We start from the raw sequence: 16,839 nt of genomic DNA on the forward strand, positions 1-16,839 counted from the left end.
GATGGCCGGCCTCACATTGCGCGGCATCGGGAAGACTTTCGGCGACACGGCGGTCCTCAACGACATCGATCTCGATATTGCGGACGGCGAGTTTCTGACGCTGGTCGGTCCCTCCGGATGTGGCAAGTCCACGCTCCTGCGCATCATCGCCGGCTTGGAATCGCAGGATCGCGGCTCGGTGTCGATCGGCGGGACCTCGGTCGACCATTTGCGGCCTCACGAGCGCAGGATCGCCATGGTGTTCCAGAATTACGCGCTCTATCCCCACATGTCGGTGTTCGACAACATCGCGCTGCCGCTCACCATGACGCGCCTGAACCTGTTCGAGCGCTTGCCTGTGACGCGTCATCTGTCGCTGCGCCGCAGGCGCGTGATGGACGAGATCGCGCGTGAGGTGCGGGCCGTCGCGGAGCAGCTTCGCATCGACACCTTCTTTCATCGCCGTCCCGGACAGCTTTCGGGTGGGCAACGGCAGCGCGTCGCGCTCGGCCGCGCCATGGTGCGTCATCCGCAAGCTTTCCTGATGGATGAGCCATTGTCGAACCTCGACGCCAAGCTGCGTGTGCACATGCGCGGCGAGCTGACCGAGCTGCACGCGCGTCTCGGCGCCACGATGGTCTACGTGACACACGACCAGATCGAGGCGATGACGATGTCCGATCGGCTGGCCGTGATGGATCACGGCGACATCCTCCAACTCGGCACACCCGCCGAGGTCTATGAACGGCCCGCCACGACCGCGGTCGCGCAGTTCATCGGCAGTCCGGCGATCAATCTGTTTCCGGCCCGCGTGGGCCCCGACGGCCAGGTCGAGCTGCTCGGCCGGACGCTGCCGATCGATATTCGCAACGTGCCGGCTGCGGAACTGACGATCGGCGTGCGTCCGGAAGCGATGCGAATCGGGGGCGGTCCGTGCACCGTTCCGTGCAGGTTCCGGCGCCGAGAAAACCTCGGCTCGGAAAGCATCCTCCACTTCGACCTCGCGACCTCTCCGGAGGTGCCGGTACTCTGCCGGATCGACAATGACATGCCCGTTCCCGAAGGCGAGGTCACGCTCGCCTTCGAGGCGCGGGATTGTCACGTGTTCGACAACAAAGGCCGCCGTATCGAGGTGGAGAGCCGCAATGCGGCCGGCCGCGACGCACGCCGCGCGAGCGAGGCCCGATGAACGCGGTCGCGGCTCAAATCACCCCGCTCACCGCGGCGCCGCCAGCCAGCCGCCAGCGTTGGATCGAACGGTTCGCGGGCCTGGGCTTCGCAGCACCCGCCTTCATCCTGCTGGTCCTGACCAATCTGGCGCCGCTGGCGGCTCTCGCCTTTCTGAGCTTCACCAATTACGAGCTGGGCGCGCTCGACTTCGCGTTCGTGGGCCTCAAGAATTTCAGCACGGCGCTGCAGGATCCCGTGATCCGCCGCTCGGTGACCAATACGCTGCTCTATGTGGCGATTGTCGTGCCCGGCGGCGTCCTGATCTCGCTGCTCGTCGCAATCCTGATCCACCAGCGCAAGCGCACGCGCAGCCTCTATGAGGTCATCTATTTTCTTCCCGTCACCTCGACGCTCATCGCGATGGCCACGATGTGGCAGTTCCTGCTGCACCCGACCCTGGGACTGATCAATCAGACCCTCAAGGGACTGGGTTTCGCCGAGACGGCCTTCCTGAGCGAGCCGCGCCTCGTCATCCCGACGCTCGCCGCGATCGGCATCTGGCAGCTCGTCGGCTTCAACATGGTGCTGTTCCTTGCCGGTCTCTCGGCGATCCCTCGCGACCTCTATGAAGCCGTCGATATCGACGGCGCGAGCCATCCCATCGACCGCTTCCTGAAAGTGACCTGGCCGATGCTTGGTCCGACGACGATGTTCGTGACCGTGACGACGTTCATCACGGCGTTCAAGATCTTCGACACGGTTGCGGTGATGACGCGTGGCGGCCCCGGAGGCGCATCGGAGGTGCTGCTCTATGCCATCTATCTGGAGGGGTTTCAGTACTTTCACATGAGCTATGCGGCGACACTCACGCTCGTCTTCCTCGCGTTCACCCTGGTGTTCTCGGTGCTGCAGACCTTCATCCTCGACCGACGGGTGCACTATTGACGCGCATATCGGCCACGATCGCCCGCCCGCCTGCGCCGGTCGCGGTCCGGATGCGGCGCCTCGTGTCGCTTGCGTTCGTCCACGCGGTGCTGATCGGCGGCGCCGTCTTCATGCTACTGCCCTTCGTGTTCATGTTGACGAGCGCGATCAAGCCGCCGGGCGAGATCTTCGAGGCGACGTTCCGGCTCTGGCCGCGCCAGTTCTACGGATGGCAGAATTTCGAATCTGCCTTGAGCACGGCGCCGCTGCTGCGCTTCCTGCTCAACGGCCTCATCGTCTGCGGCGGCATCCTCGTCGTCCAGCTGCTGGTCGCGATCCCTTGCGCCTATGCGCTCGCCAAGCTGAGGTTTCCGGGACGGCCGATCCTGTTTTCGCTGGTCTTGCTCGGACTCTGCATTCCGGTCCAGGCGCCCTCGCTCCCGCTCTACATCGCATTCGCCGAGCTCGGCATCCTCAACACTTACCTCTCGATGATGATGCCGTTCTTCCTGTCGGTGTTCGCGATTTTCCTGTTCCGCCAGTTCTTCAAGTCCTATCCGGACGAGATCATCCAGGCCGCGCGGCTGGACGGCGTCGGCGAGTTCGAGATCGTGTGGCGCATCGTGGTGCCGAGCGCCTGGCCGGCCATCGCGGCGTTTTCGATCTTCTCAGTCGTGGCGCACTGGAACGACCTGTACTGGCCGCTCATCGTCGTCTCAGACACCAAGCTCGCGACGCCGCCGCTCGGCATGATGTATTTCGCCGATTCCGAGCTGGGCTCGAATTACGGGGCGCTCGCCGCCGGCGCCACCATCATCACGGCACCGCTCGTCATCGCCTTCCTGATCGCGCGGCGGCATTTCATTGCCGGCATCACGATGACCGGAATCAAATGACTTCAACCACTGCCAGGGGAGACACCGTCATGCTGCATCGCCGAGACCTCCTGAAGAGCGCCGCCGCCGTCGGGACGAGCGCACTTTCCAGCCCGTTCCTGACGCGCCCGGCGCAAGCGCAAGACGTGACGCTGGATGTGCTTTATGCCTTTCCCGCCTTCGCGAAATTCCATGAGCCGATCGCGCAGGAGTTCATGAAGCGGCAGTCGAGCATCAAGATCCAGTTCCGGGCGCCGGCGGCGAGCTATGACGAAGGTCATCAGACCATGCTGCGGCAGGCCGTCACCAACCAGCTGCCGGACGTCTACTATTCCGGTTACCACCTGCTCGCCGAGCTGGTGCGCACGCTGGTGAAACGCAACCAGATCACCGAGGTTGCTCCGATGCTGCAGAAGGAGGACGCCGCCTGGCGCAAGGCCAATTATTCCGACGGGATCCTGGCGCTCGGGGCGGTCGACGGCAAGATCTACGGCCTCGCGTTCAACGCCTCGCTGCCGATCATCTATTTCAACGCGCAGCTCGTGAAGGAAGCGGGCGGCGATCCCGACAAGATGCCCGACAACTGGACGGACATGATCGCCCTCGCCGTCAGCATCAAGAGCAAGGGGGCCGACGTCGCCGGCATCGCCTACAACATCCACGACTGGCCCGACGATTGGCTGTTCCGTTCGCTGATCCTGCAAGGTGGTGGCCAGATGCTCGATGCGTCGGAAACCGCAGCCGGATTCGGCAACGACGCCGGACTGAAGGCCCTGACCCATTGTCGGCGGTTCGTGGCCGATGCCAAGATGCCGCTGATCGATTGGGACTCCTCGCGTCAGCAGTTCATCGCCGGGAAGATCGGCATTTTCGCCGACACGCCGGCCCGGTTGCGCCAGGTCACCGACCTGATCGGCGACAAGTTCACCTTGCGCACCTGCACCTTCCCGATCGACGACAAGCAGAAGGGTGGGCTGCCCACCGGCGGCAACGCGGCGATCATCACGGCGAAGGATCCGGCGAAGCAGCAGGCCGCCTGGGAGTTCCTGAAATTCGTGAGCGGACCGGAAGCGCAGAAGATCGTGGTCGAGACGACGGGCTACATGCCGACCAATCTGCGCGCTTCAGGGCCCGAATTCCTGGCCCCGTTCTACGACAAGAACCCGAACTTCCGCACCGTGTCGCAGCAGATCGAGCGCGCGAAGCCGTGGCAGGGCTATCCAGGCGGACAATCCGTGAAGATCTGGCGTACGCAGCGCGAGATCATCCATGCCGTCATGCGCGGCGAAACGACCGCCGAGGCAGGGCTCGATCGCATGGTCAAGGAAAGCAACGCCTTGATGAAGAGTTCGTAGGCAGCGGACGATCGATTGCGGCAAGCGGCCTGGCGCTGGCCGCTACTGTTCCCTTCGGAGGCGGAATTTCTGTGTTCATCATTGCCCAGCTGAGCGATCTGCACGTCCGACCGCCCGGCAAGCTCGCTTACGGCGACGTCGATACCAACGCGATGTTTCACGGCGCCATCGACGCCGTGCTGAGGCTCGATCCGCGGCCCGATTGCGTCGTGGTCAGCGGCGACCTCACGGATGGCGGGCTCGAAGAGGAATATGAGATCGTCGCCGCCGGCCTGGCCAGGCTGCCGATGCCGGTGTTCGTCATTCCCGGCAACCACGACCGCCGCGAGCAGCTGATATCTTCACTACGCTCTCGTCACCGCTATCTTCCGTCCGACGGCTTCATCAATTTCGTCGTGGACGATTTTCCGGTCCGGCTGATCTTCCTCGACAGCGTCGAGGCCGGGAAGATCCACGGCACCTTCTGCGCGGCCCGGCAACAATGGCTGCGCGACGCGCTCGCGACCGGGCGCGGCAAGCCGACGGTCGTCGTGATTCATCATCCGCCGTTCCTGGTCGGGGCCGACGGGATGGACGATCTACGCCTCCTCGGGGCCGACGCGCTCGACGCAATCATCAAAGACCATCCCGAAATCGAACGCGTGCTGTGCGGTCACTATCACCGCTCGATCACGGCGCGCTATGCGGGAACCGTGGGCTATGTGGCGCCCAGCACGGCGCACCAGGTTGCGCTCGACCTGCGGCCCGGTCACGGCAATCGCTTCATCATGGAGCCGCCGGCATTTGCCTTGCACTGCTGGCGGCCGGACACGGGCATCAGCAGCCACCTCGTTCCGGTCGGAGACTACGGTCGCCCATTCGAGATCGCGGCCGGCCAAGATGATCCGGGAACGGACCGGGGCGGCGGCCTCCCGGCACTGCTGTGGCGCGCAGAGGCCGTCGTCGGCGAGGCGGCGGCCAGGCTGGTCGCGATGCAATCCACGCCGCTGCGCACGGAGCGCAAGGACCATCTCGACATCGTCACCGAGGCGGATCTCGCCTCCGAAGCGATCGTGGTCGCGGGCTTGAAGGCACTGACGCCGGATGCCGGCATCCTCGCCGAAGAGAGCGGCGCGAGCCCCGGGGACCATGCTGCGCGCTGGATCATCGATCCGCTCGACGGCACGATCAACTACGCGCGGGGGCTGCCGTGGTTTTCCGTGACGGTCGCCTACGAGGTCGACGGCGAGACGAAGCTTGGCCTGATCAACGCGCCCAAGATCGGACTGACGGCGCGCTATCTCGCGGGGGAAGGCGCGACCATCGACGGCTTGCCGGCACGCGTTTCCACGACACGTTCACTGTCGGATGCGGTGATCTCGGTGATCCTGACCTCGCATTTCTCGCCCGACGAGGTCCAGCGGACGACCCGCGTGATCGAACTGCTCGGCAAAGTGGTGCGCGGCGTGCGTATCGTCGTCTCCGGCGCCTTCGAGACGACGATGGTCGCCTCGGGTCGCCTGGACGGTTTTGTCTCCCTGAAAGCCGACATCGTTTCGCACGCGGCCGCGATGCCGATGGTGTGGGCCGGCGGCGGAAAGGTCACGACACTGACGGGGCGGCCGTGCCGCAACGACGATCTCGATAAAATCGCTTCAAACGGATTGATCCACGAGGAGTTGCTCGCCCTCCTGCGCCAGGCGCTGCAATGACGAGCAGGTCCGGACGACGAACCTTCGCTCATCGTCTGGCGCAAGCGACCTAGCGGCGGCCGCGCCCTGGGAACAGCTTGTCGCGGATGTAGCGCGAGGTCGGCGTCAGTCTGGCGCCGCGCGGCTTGCGCCAGACCGCCCGGTCGATCTCCTTCTTGTCGCCGACTTTGAGGCGCCCCGACACCTTCTTGGCCAGGAAGATCGCATCGCTCATCCGCCGGCCGGTCCGGCTCTTCCTCGCTTTGACTTCCTTCCAGAGTTTCAACGGCCCGAGCTTCAGCTTGGGAAGCTCCTCCTTGATCTCGCGACGAAGGCAGCTCCTGTCGCTCTCGCCTGCCCGCCTGCGGCCGCCGGGAAACATCCAGAGCCCGTCGCGCTTGCGTCTCACCATCAGCACGCGCCCTTTTCGGGCGACGACCAACTTCGACGATTTCGCCATCACGACCGGTCCTGCTTCTGTGCCTGCTCCACTGCACCAGGCTCTTGACGATGACGCTCCGTCTACGGGCAGATGATCGCCTTGATGATTCCATCGCGCCGCGCGACCTGCTGCTCGAATGCGGCGGGCGTCTGGTCGAGCGAGAAGCGATGCGTGGCCAGCGGCGCCAGCTTGATCTTCCCCGACTGCGTAAGGGCAATGGCCCGCGGATAGACCTCCGGCATGCGGCGTGAAAACTTGATCGACAGGCCCTTCCGGCGCGATTCCGCGCCGCTGAGGATGTACTGATTGTTCTCGGGGATGCCGACGAGAACCACCCGGCCACCGATACGGGCGCAACGCGCTGCATGCTCGAAGCCGTGCGAGGAGTCGGTCGCCTCGATCACCAAGTCGACGCCGCGGCCTTCGGTGGCCTCGCCGACCTCGGCGTAGCTGCGGCATGCCACGTCCGCACCGAGGTCGCAGGCCAGTGCGGTACGCTGCTCGACCGGGTCGATTGCGATGATCTTGCCGCTGCCTGCGAGCCGCGCCAGTTGCACCAGCAGTAGTCCCACCGGCCCGCAGCCGAGCACCGCCACACTTTCCAGCAGCCGCGGACGCGCCAGATCCATCGCATGGATCGCGACACCGAGCGTCTCCAGGATCGCTGCGCCGGCGGGATCGATGCTGTCGGGCACCAGATGCACGGCCGATTTGGGCACGCAGACGAATTCGGCCATGGCGCCGTTGTGAGGCGCGTAACCCAGGAACTTCACATTGGGGCAGAGATTGGTGTGCCCGCGGTGACACCATTCGCAACGGCCGCAGGGAATGGAAGGATCGACCGCCACCAGCGCGTCGGCCGAGAACCCCGCCTTGCGCGCCGAGTCCGGCGTGAGGACACCCGAGAATTCATGACCCAGGACGAACGGCCTGACTTGCGTCGGACCGGTTGTTCCGCCCTCGAGATAGGAGTGCAGATCACTGCCGCAGACGCCGACTGCCTTGACGCGGATGATGAGCTCGTCCTCCGCGAGCGGCTTCGGCTCGGGAATATCGAGGACGCGGATATCACGAATGTCCTGGAGCACCGCAGCGCGCATGTCGACGCCATCCTTCTGAGCAATTGTCTCCGGCATATTACATATGTAACAGCACGGTGACAAATGCTTTTGCAGGCCTTCCGGCGCACGTCGGCCGCGCGGGGACAGGGGTGCCCACGGCGGATGTCATAGAGGTGGCGGAAAGTACGGCTATTTCTGCTTGTCGATCAGCTTCAGCGCCGCGATGGCGGTGTTCTCGTCGGTCACCAGCACCTTGCCGATCCGGCCGCGCAGCACCGCAGCGATGATCGGCGCCTTGTTGAGCCCTCCGGCGATCAGCATCGACGTCGGCACGCGCGCCAGCTTGTCGAGCGGCATCGCAATGGCGCGGCTGTTGATGTTGTGATCGATGGGCCGGCCGGTCTTGTCGAGAAATTGCGCCAGGACGTCGCCGACGGCGCCCGCCGCCCGCAGATGCTCGGCGCGCACGTCCGGCGGCAGCCCATGCCGCATCAACAGCGAGCGCGGCGTCATGTCTCCCATGCTCAGAAGCGCAAGATCGATCTTTTCAACGCTGTTCAGCACCTCCTGATAGACCTCCTGGGCCAAAAAAGTGTCGCGCGAGCGCCGGCTACTGACGAAAATCGGTGCGGCCAGATAGCTGCACTGGGCGTGCAGCCGGTGCGCGAGCTCACCGGCGATCTCGAAGGTGTTGAGCTCGAGTCCGCGCGACAGGCCGCCCATCATGGAGACGATGGAGAGATCGGGATAGTCCGCAGGCGTGACGTAACGGATAGTCTCGCGCAGGGTCGCCCCCCATCCGATGCCGATAATGCGCGGACGCTTCTGCTCGAGCAATTTGGACAGATACGCGCCGGCCGCCATTCCGATCAGGCTGCCGACCTGCTCGGGATTCTCCGGGCTCGGGATGACGACGGCATCCTCGAGGCCGCATTCCCGGCGCAAGCGGTGCTCCAGCTCCGTGCAGCTCGCAAAGGCGGAGTTGAGGCGGATGTTGACGATGCCGGTCTGCCGCGCATCCGACAGCATGCGGTTGACGCGGGCGCGGGTCAGCCCGAGCCGCTCGCCGATCTCGGCCTGGGTCAGGTTCTCCATGTAGTAGAGCCAGGCGACCCGCAGGATGGTTTGATCAGTCACGGCGCAGCCCCCCGCAGCGGCCTCAAGGCACAATCAGATGTCGAAGCATTTGAGGCGATCTTTCGTTGGCCGTCAAATCTGCAGCATGCGGATGTCGTCATGCGGTCTTCGCGCCCGGCACACCATCCTCGACCACAAAGCTCGTCAGCCGGCGCACGGCGCTCGCGGCGTCCTTGACGTCGTCGAGCGCTTCGAATCCCACGGTGCAATGCCGGGTGTCGAGCTCGACGGTCGCATAGCCGCGCTTGTCGCCACGCGCATAGAGCAGATGCGGGTTCTCCGCCAGCGCCTTGCGGACGCTGGCTTCGCTCGGCCCGTCTGAGCTGATCGACGTGCCGACGAACTCGGTCGCAATGGTTGGGCCATCCGGGCGGGCGTCATCACGCTTGAGATCGGCGGTAAAGAAGGCGTGGCGGTCGCCGCCGATCACGATCGGATTGCGCCGGCGATGCGCCATAAGCGAATCAAGGAGCCGGCGGCGTGCATTGGGATAGCCGTCCCAGCCATCCATCCAGAAACGCGCGCCGTCGTCTGCTTCGCGCTTGTCCTGCGCCATCAAGGTCTGCTGCGCGACGATGGTCCAGCGGCCGCGACAGTCGCGCAGGCGCGCATCCAGCCATTGCTCCTGGTCCCGGCCCAACATCGTCCGCGCCTCGTCGGTGCGGCCTGCACAGTCCGCCACCCAGGTCGGCCGCCCATTTCCGACACAGGCAGATGCCGAGCGATATTGCCGGTCGTCGAGCAGGAGCACGTCGAGCATCTCGCCGAAACGGTAGTGCTCGTAGATCGTGGCGTTCGCGCCGCGCGGGCGCGCCGAAAGCGGCAGCGGCATGTGCTCGTAATAGGCCTGATAGGCGGCCGCGCGGATCTTCAGAAACTGACCGGCGTCGTGCACGGTGTAGGAGCGATCATTGGCATAGTCGTCCATCACCTCGTGATCGTCCCAGACCGAAAGCCAGGGAAAAGCGGCGTGCGCCGCCTGCAAGTCGGGATCGCTCTTGTAGAGCGCGTAGCGGTTGCGGAATTCCTCGAGCGTCGTCGGAATTCCGACGCCGTGCTGGCGGACGTGGCGAGATCCCCAGGACTTCTCGTAGATGTAGTCGCCGAGATGCACGACGAGATCGAGATCGCGCGCGGCCATGTCGCGATAGGCGGCAAAATAGCCCTGCTCGTATTGCTGGCAGGATGCGAAGGCAAAACGGAAAGGCCGCGACGACCCGGCGGGCGCGGTCCGGGTGCGTCCGACCGGGCTGAGCGCGGGACCGGCACGGAAGCGGTACCAGTAGACGCGATCCGGCAGCAAGCCCGTCGCCTCGGCATGCACGGAATGCGCAAGCTCGGCCGTTGCCCGCACGACGCCGCGGGAGACGATACGCGAGAAGGCCTCGTCCTCCGCAATCTGCCATTCGACGTCCACCGACGCGTCCCGCATGCCGCCGTCCTCGAGCGGCTGCGGCGCAAGGCGGGTCCACAGGACGACGCGATCCTCACGCGGACATCCGGAGGCAACACCGAGCGTGAAGGGATCTGCACGGAACGAGACCGGCGCTGCCCGGACAAAGCCGGCGGGCGCAGCCAAGGCGGCGCTCGCCAGCGATCCCACGAGAAAGCGGCGGCGGGCAATCATGGCCGCGCCGGCATCGTTTCGAGCCTGCGACGAATGCTCACGGCGAGATCCGGCCGATCGGTCGTGATCTGCCGCACCGGCTGGGCAAGCCAGTAAGCGATATCCTCGGGCTCGTTGGTCACCCATGCACCGAGACGCTCGGAGCCGAGCATCTCGAGGGCGAGCGGCAAGGCGAGCCCCAGCAGCGATTTTTCGACCGCGACGATGCAGCCGGGAATGGCGGCCAATTGCGCCAGCGCGGGCTCGATCCCGCCCATCATCTCCGCCGAACGACGGTCAAGCGAAACCAGCACCCGCGCTTCCGGCCATAGCCGGCGAACGGTCTCGATTACCCCCGGCACGAAGCAGGTAATGACCGCGCGCCGTTCCAGGTCGCGGCGCTTGATATGGTCGATCAGCCGCGCCTCGAGGCCCGAATAGGGATTGCCGAGCGCATCCGTCTTGATCTCGATATGCAGTTCGAGCGTGGTTTCGCTGTACACATCGAGCACCTCGTCGAGGGTCGGAATGCACTCATCGCCGGCATCACGCAGACGCGTTGCCGTCAATTGCCGCAGGCTGCGGCCGCCCACCGGTCCCGTCTCGAAGGTGGTGCGATCGAGCAGCGGATCATGGATCACGACAAGCCCGCCGTCCGTGCTCTGATGCACGTCGAACTCGACCGCGTCGACCCCTTCCCGGCACAGATTGCGGAAACCGGTCAGGCTGTTCTCCGGCCAAAGATTGCGTCCGCCGCGATGCCCGGCGATGAAAACCATGATCAATTCCTATTTGCTGCTGTCGACAAGACCCTTGATGAACCAGCGTTGCAACAGCAGAACGACCAGTACCGGCGGCAACATCGTGAGGAGCGCACCGCTCATGGCAATATTCCAGGCCGGCTCGCTGTCGGAGCGCGGGATCAGGCCCTTCAACGCGATGACCGCCGTTGCCATGTCCTTGTCGGTCGTGAACAGCAGCGGCCAGAGATACTGATTCCAGCCGAACAGGAACAGGATGATGGCGAGCGCCACCATGTTCGGGACGGACAGCGGCAGCAGGATGCTCCAGAAGAAGTGCAGCGGCGAGGCGCCGTCCAGCCGCGCCGCCTCGCACAGCTCCTCCGGGATGGTCAGGAAGAACTGGCGAAACAGGAACGTGGCAGTGGCCGAGGCGATCAGCGGCAGGATCAGCCCGGGATAGGTGTTGACCATGTTCCATTCGAGCGCGATCGCGACCTCATGCCCGCTGATCCAGGTCCAGATCTCCGCGACATGCAGGGTCTCCAGGAGCCATTGCAGCGGCAGCGCCGCATTGGCCACGGCTTCGAAGGTCGGCACGATCCGAACCTCGATCGGCAGCATCAGCGACATGAAGATGAGCCAGAATGCGAGCATTCGGTAGCGGAAGCGGAAGTAGGTGATGGCGAAGGCCGAGAGCAACGACACCGCGATCTTGCCGGCCGTGATGCCGAGCGCAACGATGATCGAATTGGCGAAGGTGCGGCTGAAATTGCCCTTGCTCCAGGCCAGCTGCAGATTGTCGAAGAACTGGCCTCCCGGCAGCCATGGCAACGGCACCTTTTGCACCTCGGCCACCGTGAGCGAGCCGGCGACGAACGCGAAATACAGGGGTACGCAGACCATCAGCGCGCCCGCGATCAGGATCGCGTGGCAGACCATGTTGAGGACCGGCGAGCGTTCGACCATGCGGCTAGACCCCGTAATTGACCTTGCGGTCGAAGTAGCGGAATTGCAGCAGCGTGCAGATCAGCGCAAAGCTCATCAAGAGAACCGATTGTGCTGCCGAAGAGCCGAGATCGAGATTGACGAAGCCGTCGACGAAGACCTTGTAGACCAGGATATTGGTCGCACCGGCCGGCCCGCCTTTCGTCACGGCATCGATGATGGCGAAGGTTTCGAAGAAGCCATAGATGAAGTTCATCACCGTGAGGAAGAAGATGGTGGGCCCGAGCATCGGCAGCGCGATCGAGACGAAGCGGCGGATCGGTCCCGCGCCGTCCACGGCGGCGGCCTCCATCAGCGAGACCGGCACCGCGAGCAATCCCACGACCAGGAAGATGTAGTCGTAGCAGATGTGCTTCCAGGACGCGGCGAGCGTCACCAGGATCAGCGCATCGGTCGGATTGAGGTTGGGGTCCCATGCGATGCCGAAACTGTGCAGCACCTGCGCGAGCGGGCCGACCGCCGGATTGAACAGGAAGGCCCACAGGATGCCGGCGATCGCGGGCGCTATGGCATAGGGCAACAGGATGATCGTGCGATAGGCCGAGCGGCCACGCACGATCCTGTCCGTGGCAAAGGCCAGCACGAGCGCGCTGCCCAATGTCAGCACGTTCTGCGCCACCGTGAACCAGAACGTCACCGCGATCGACTGGCGGTAGTCGCTGCTCGCAAGCAGCGCCTTGAAATTATCGAACCAGACGAACTGGACGTTATTGCCGAAGGGATCGCTGAGCAGGACGGATTGCATCAGCGCCCGCAGCGACGGAATGAAGAAGAAGAACAGCAGGATCAGCAATTGCGGCAGCAACAGCAGCGTCGGCAGGCCCGGACCATCGCCGAAATTGGCGCGCTTCAGTCCGGCCTCCTCGCGCCGCCGCGTCTTTCCCGACCTGCGCGAGCTGTCGGCGGCCGCCGCCGGCAGGGCCTTGGACCCGCCGCTCCCGTGCCTTCGCAGCACGGGCGCGCGCGCGTCACGCCACGGGATGGACAGGCGCAGCGTCATGGACGCTCGGTTTCCGGAGTCTTTCCGGCATTCAGCTTCTCGAACTGCCGCAGAATCTCGTTACCCCGCTTGACCGCGTCATCCATGGCCTGCTGCGGCTGCTTCTGGCCGGAGAACACAGCCTCGACCTCCTGGCGCTGGGCCAGCATCGTCTGCACGAAATTGCCGAATCGGAAGCCGCGCGAGTTCTCGTTCGGCGTGCCCCGCGAGAGCTGCAGCACCGCGATCTCCCTGGTCGGATGATCCTTGTAATAACCCCGCTCCCGCGCGAGCGCATAGGCGCGATTCGTCGCCGGAACATAACCGGTCGCGCCGTGCCACCAGACCTGGGTTTCCGGCTGGGCGACGAAATCCAGAAAAGCCGCGACGGCCTCGTAGCGCTCCGGCGTGTGACCCTTCATGACCCAGATGGCGCCGCCTCCGATGGTGCTGTTGAGAGGCGGATTGATGTCGCTTTCGTGCGGCAGGAACGTGGCGCTCCAGCTGATGGTCGCGTTGCGCTCGATGTTGCCGTGCGATGCGGTCGAATTGACGAAGGTCGAACACCGGCCCGACGTGAACAATTGCTCGGGACTGAAGCCTTGGCCCGCGATCTGCATCACGCCGTCATCGAGCCATTTCTTGAGCCGCGCGACTTGCGACACAACCTTCGTCTTGTTGTACACGAACTCGGTGCCGAGCCCGTCGAAGCCGTTCGCCAGCGTACCGTAGGGCTGATTGTTGATGGCGCTGTAGTTCTCGAGCAGGCTCCAGTAGAAATCGCCGGGCAGCACCGTGCCGCATTCGCTGATCCCCTTGGACTTGATGGCGTAGAGCTGCTTCTCCAGCTCCTGCCAGGTCTCGGCCGGCTTGTCGAAACCGGCCTTCTGGAAGTGATCCTTGTTGTACCAGAAGATCGGCGTCGACGAGTTGAAGGGCATCGCCGACATCCGCCCCTTGTAGCTCCAGAAGCTCGCCACGGGCTTGATGAAGTCCGAAAAGTCGATCTTGTAACCCTTCTGCTCCACCAGATCCTGCACGGGAACGATGGCCCCTGACAGCAGCATGGTCATGTAACCGCGCTCGGCGATCTGCACCATCTCCGGCGGCCGCTTGGCGCGATAGGCGGCGATCACCCCGTTGGTCACCTCGTCATAGTTGCCCTTGGCAACCGCGACGACCGTGTATTTGTCCTGCGACTTGTTGAACTTCTCGACCAGCTCATTGAGCCGGTCGCCGAGGACGCCGCTCATGGCGTGCCACCACTGGACCTCGACCCGCGCCTGCGCCGGACCAGCCAATGCCAACGCACCGAACAAGGCCGCAATGAATGCGACTTTCCTACTCATGGGCAGCCCTCCCTCGCCGGGCAAACAAGCCGGCCTATACATTTGTACTTCTATCATGACATATGTGTCGAGATGATGAAAGAGGGTCGGGCGCCCTCTTCTCCAGCAGGCATTGCCGGGTCAGACGCAAGCCGGGCCTGGCTAGCGGGTTCAGTTGGCAAAGCGGCTAAGAAGCGCTTCTCATTGCCCGACCGACTTTTTGCAGGGCCTCAAAGGCGGCGAAGCGCCGATAGGCCCAGCCTGCCAAACTGGCCTGGGGCCGATGGACGTCTCCCAAAACCGACATCGCCTGCATCGCCTCGCCGAGATCGGCATGATCGCCTGAGGCAACCGACCCAAGCATCGCGGAGCCGAGCAGGACGGCCTCCGGGGAGGCCGACGCAGCGACCGTCAGGCCCGTCATATCGGCGAGGATTTGCCGCACGAGACCGCTCTTTGCGGCGCCGCCGCTGACCACGATCGTGTCGACCGCAATGCCCTTGTCTTGCTGAGCGCGAACGATCTGGCGCGCCCCGCAACCGAGACCGCACAGCCCGGCCAGATAAAGCGCCAGCAGGCTCTCCAGATCCGAGCGCATATCGAGCCCAGCAATCAGCGCACGCGCGTCGGGATCCGCGAATGGCGCGCGATTGCCGAGAAACTCGGGGACGACATGAACCTCGCCGACCAACTGCGGAATCATTTCGGCACCGCCGCGGGATTCAGTTTCCGAGGCAAGCCAATCGGCAAGCGTCTGCTGCTTCCGGCTTGCGGCCTGGGCCGCTCGCGCGGAATGCGGATGCATCTGCAACAGATGCTCGATGGCGGCGCCGGCGGCCGACTGCCCGCCTTCATTGAGCCAAAGCCCGGGCACCATGGCGGAAAAATAGGGCCCCCAAACGCCGGGCACGAAGGATGGGTCCGGCGTGGTCGTCATGGTGCAGGCTGAGGTTCCGAACACATAGGCCATGCGCGTCAGCACCGTGCCGGCCGTACCGCGCGCGCCCACCGTGCCGACGCCGCCGGCATGCGCATCGATCAAGCCTGCGGCGACCGGCGTACCGATCGCGAGACCGAGATCGGCCGCGGCCTCCGCGGTCAGGCCCGCCGCCAGCCTTGTTCCGCCGGGCACGATCTCGGTGCCGATCCTGCGGAACTGTTCGTCGGCGAGCACGCCGAGGCCGACCTTGTGGAAGAATTTGTCATCCCAACGGTTCTCGTGACCGAGATAAGTCCACTTGCACGTCACGGTACAGATGGAGCGGGACAAGCTGCCTGTCGCGCGCCAGGTGAGGAAGTCCGTCAAGTCCATGAACTGCCACGCCCGGGAGAATGTCTCGGGCATGTTCTCGGCGAGCCACAACAGTTTCGGCATCTCCATCTCGGGTGAGATCGTGCCGCCGACATAATCGAGAACCTTCTCGCCGGTCTGGTTGATCCGGCGCGCCTGATCGGCGGCGCGGTGATCCATCCATACGATGACGTTGCGGGCAGGATCGCCCGACGGGCCAACCGGCAGCGGCGCGCCCCCCTCGCCAAGCACCACCAGCGAGCAGGTCGCGTCAAAGCCGATGCCGGCAATGCCATCCGCCGCGAGGCCGGCCTGTGCCACCGCGCTCCGCACGCTGCGGCAGACGGCACGCCAGATATCTTCGCTCGACTGCTCGACGACGTCGCCGGCCTCCCGCCACAGCGCGACAGGGGCGCTGTCACTCGCGATCAGTCTGCCGGAGCGGTCGAATACGCCGGCCCGTGCGCTACCGGTGCCAACATCGATGCCAAGGAAATGGCGGTGATCGGATTGTCTGGTCATGAAGACGCTACAGATCGTTGCTCTGCGGGAGAATGACGAGGTCGCGGATGGTCACGTTTCTCGGACGCGTCAGCATGAAGAGCACCGCCTCTGCGACCTCCACCGGCTGCATCAAGCCGCCGGCCGCCATTTCCTCCTCGATCTTCGCTTTGGGCCAATCCTTGATCAGCGCGGTCACGACCGGACCGGGCGCAACGGCTCCGACACGCAAACCGTGTTTGGCGACCTGCCGGCGCAGCGTGTGCACGAAAGCCTGCACGGCGTGCTTGGAGGCGGTGTAGATCGGCTCCCAGACGACGGGGACGAGACCTGCGATCGAACTGGTGACGATGATGTCGCCGCTTTTGCGTTCGACCATGTGCGGCAGGACCGCATGGATCGACCTGAACAGCGCATTGATGTTGAGATTGAGCATGCGGTCCCAGGCGTCGGGATCGCCGCCAAGCACCTCGCCGCCGACATAGGCGCCTGCATTGGCATGGAAGATGTCCAGCTGGCCTGCCTTCTCCAGCACCTGCGGCATCATGGCTGCCACGCTCGCGGGATCGGTGAGATCGATACGCAATGGAATCGCCTGATTGCCTAGCCTGGCGCAGGCGCTGCTCAGCGCCTCCTCCGCCCGATCGATCAGCACCACCCGCGCGCCCGCCCCGATCAATGCTCTGGCGCATTCCAGACCGATGCCCGACGCCGCGCCGGTGATCGCGGCAACTTTTCCTGCAAGTTCCTGGGCCAAGGCTTGTCCTTTTCTT

At 64.6% G+C, this 16,839-nt stretch carries 15 protein-coding genes; 5 read left to right on the forward strand and 10 right to left on the reverse strand.

The window, feature by feature from the left end:
• The first annotated feature begins 1 nt into the window (after position 1).
• The 5 genes from AC0WRY_RS29335 to AC0WRY_RS29355 all read left to right on the forward strand — a co-directional run bounded on the left by AC0WRY_RS29335 (position 2) and on the right by AC0WRY_RS29355 (position 5,994).
• The gene (locus AC0WRY_RS29335) at positions 2 to 1,168 is read left to right on the forward strand and encodes an ABC transporter ATP-binding protein (protein ID WP_491122111.1); all 1,167 of its coding nucleotides are present in this window, start codon (positions 2 to 4) and stop codon (positions 1,166 to 1,168) included.
• Positions 1,165 to 2,094 carry a carbohydrate ABC transporter permease gene (locus AC0WRY_RS29340; RefSeq protein ID WP_194404227.1) on the forward strand — a complete coding sequence of 310 codons (930 nt, stop codon included), beginning with the start codon at positions 1,165 to 1,167 and terminating at the stop codon, positions 2,092 to 2,094. The genes AC0WRY_RS29335 and AC0WRY_RS29340 overlap by 4 nt, the downstream gene beginning before the upstream one ends.
• A 50-nt stretch (positions 2,095 to 2,144) precedes the next feature.
• A complete protein-coding gene (locus tag AC0WRY_RS29345; RefSeq protein ID WP_194408443.1) occupies positions 2,145 to 2,969 on the forward strand; it encodes a carbohydrate ABC transporter permease in 825 nt (274 codons plus the stop codon).
• A 29-nt stretch (positions 2,970 to 2,998) separates the two neighbouring features.
• Positions 2,999 to 4,303 (forward strand): ABC transporter substrate-binding protein, encoded by a 1,305-nt coding sequence (locus tag AC0WRY_RS29350; protein WP_285807882.1) that lies wholly within the window; start codon positions 2,999 to 3,001, stop codon positions 4,301 to 4,303.
• Between the two features lie 71 nt (positions 4,304 to 4,374).
• On the forward strand, positions 4,375 to 5,994 hold the full coding sequence (locus AC0WRY_RS29355; RefSeq protein WP_491122112.1) for an inositol monophosphatase family protein: 1,620 nt from the start codon (positions 4,375 to 4,377) through the stop codon (positions 5,992 to 5,994).
• A 49-nt stretch (positions 5,995 to 6,043) separates the two neighbouring features.
• Here the strand turns inward: AC0WRY_RS29355 and AC0WRY_RS29360 are convergent, their stop codons facing one another.
• From AC0WRY_RS29360 to AC0WRY_RS29405, 10 genes are all read right to left on the reverse strand, one after another.
• On the reverse strand, positions 6,044 to 6,433 hold the full coding sequence (locus AC0WRY_RS29360) for an NUDIX hydrolase (protein WP_212067334.1): 390 nt from the start codon (positions 6,431 to 6,433) through the stop codon (positions 6,044 to 6,046).
• Positions 6,434 to 6,495: 62 nt separating this feature from the next.
• Positions 6,496 to 7,515, reverse strand: a complete 1,020-nt coding sequence (locus AC0WRY_RS29365) for a zinc-dependent alcohol dehydrogenase (RefSeq protein WP_194404231.1) — start codon at positions 7,513 to 7,515, stop codon at positions 6,496 to 6,498.
• A 150-nt stretch (positions 7,516 to 7,665) separates the two neighbouring features.
• Positions 7,666 to 8,613, reverse strand: a complete 948-nt coding sequence (locus AC0WRY_RS29370) for a sugar-binding transcriptional regulator (protein ID WP_246918955.1) — start codon at positions 8,611 to 8,613, stop codon at positions 7,666 to 7,668.
• A gap of 97 nt (positions 8,614 to 8,710) precedes the next feature.
• On the reverse strand, positions 8,711 to 10,240 hold the full coding sequence (locus AC0WRY_RS29375) for an alkaline phosphatase D family protein (RefSeq protein ID WP_491122113.1): 1,530 nt from the start codon (positions 10,238 to 10,240) through the stop codon (positions 8,711 to 8,713).
• The gene (locus AC0WRY_RS29380; protein ID WP_259216549.1) at positions 10,237 to 10,998 is read right to left on the reverse strand and encodes a glycerophosphodiester phosphodiesterase family protein; all 762 of its coding nucleotides are present in this window, start codon (positions 10,996 to 10,998) and stop codon (positions 10,237 to 10,239) included. Before AC0WRY_RS29380 ends, AC0WRY_RS29375 begins: the two co-directional genes overlap by 4 nt.
• 9 nt (positions 10,999 to 11,007) lie before the next feature.
• Positions 11,008 to 11,928 carry an ABC transporter permease subunit gene (locus AC0WRY_RS29385; RefSeq protein WP_211416045.1) on the reverse strand — a complete coding sequence of 307 codons (921 nt, stop codon included), beginning with the start codon at positions 11,926 to 11,928 and terminating at the stop codon, positions 11,008 to 11,010.
• Between the two features lie 4 nt (positions 11,929 to 11,932).
• Complete coding sequence (locus tag AC0WRY_RS29390) at positions 11,933 to 12,967, reverse strand: ABC transporter permease subunit (protein ID WP_491122114.1); 1,035 nt, start codon at positions 12,965 to 12,967, stop codon at positions 11,933 to 11,935.
• Positions 12,964 to 14,295, reverse strand: a complete 1,332-nt coding sequence (locus tag AC0WRY_RS29395; RefSeq protein ID WP_194404235.1) for an extracellular solute-binding protein — start codon at positions 14,293 to 14,295, stop codon at positions 12,964 to 12,966. The genes AC0WRY_RS29390 and AC0WRY_RS29395 overlap by 4 nt, the downstream gene beginning before the upstream one ends.
• Positions 14,296 to 14,461: 166 nt before the next feature.
• Positions 14,462 to 16,087: an FGGY-family carbohydrate kinase gene (locus tag AC0WRY_RS29400; RefSeq protein ID WP_212067340.1), complete on the reverse strand. Its 1,626-nt coding sequence runs from the start codon at positions 16,085 to 16,087 to the stop codon at positions 14,462 to 14,464.
• A 7-nt stretch (positions 16,088 to 16,094) separates the two neighbouring features.
• Positions 16,095 to 16,823: an SDR family oxidoreductase gene (locus tag AC0WRY_RS29405; RefSeq protein WP_491122115.1), complete on the reverse strand. Its 729-nt coding sequence runs from the start codon at positions 16,821 to 16,823 to the stop codon at positions 16,095 to 16,097.
• Positions 16,824 to 16,839 lie beyond the last annotated feature (16 nt).

The organism is Bradyrhizobium sp. T-12 (assembly GCF_058314695.1).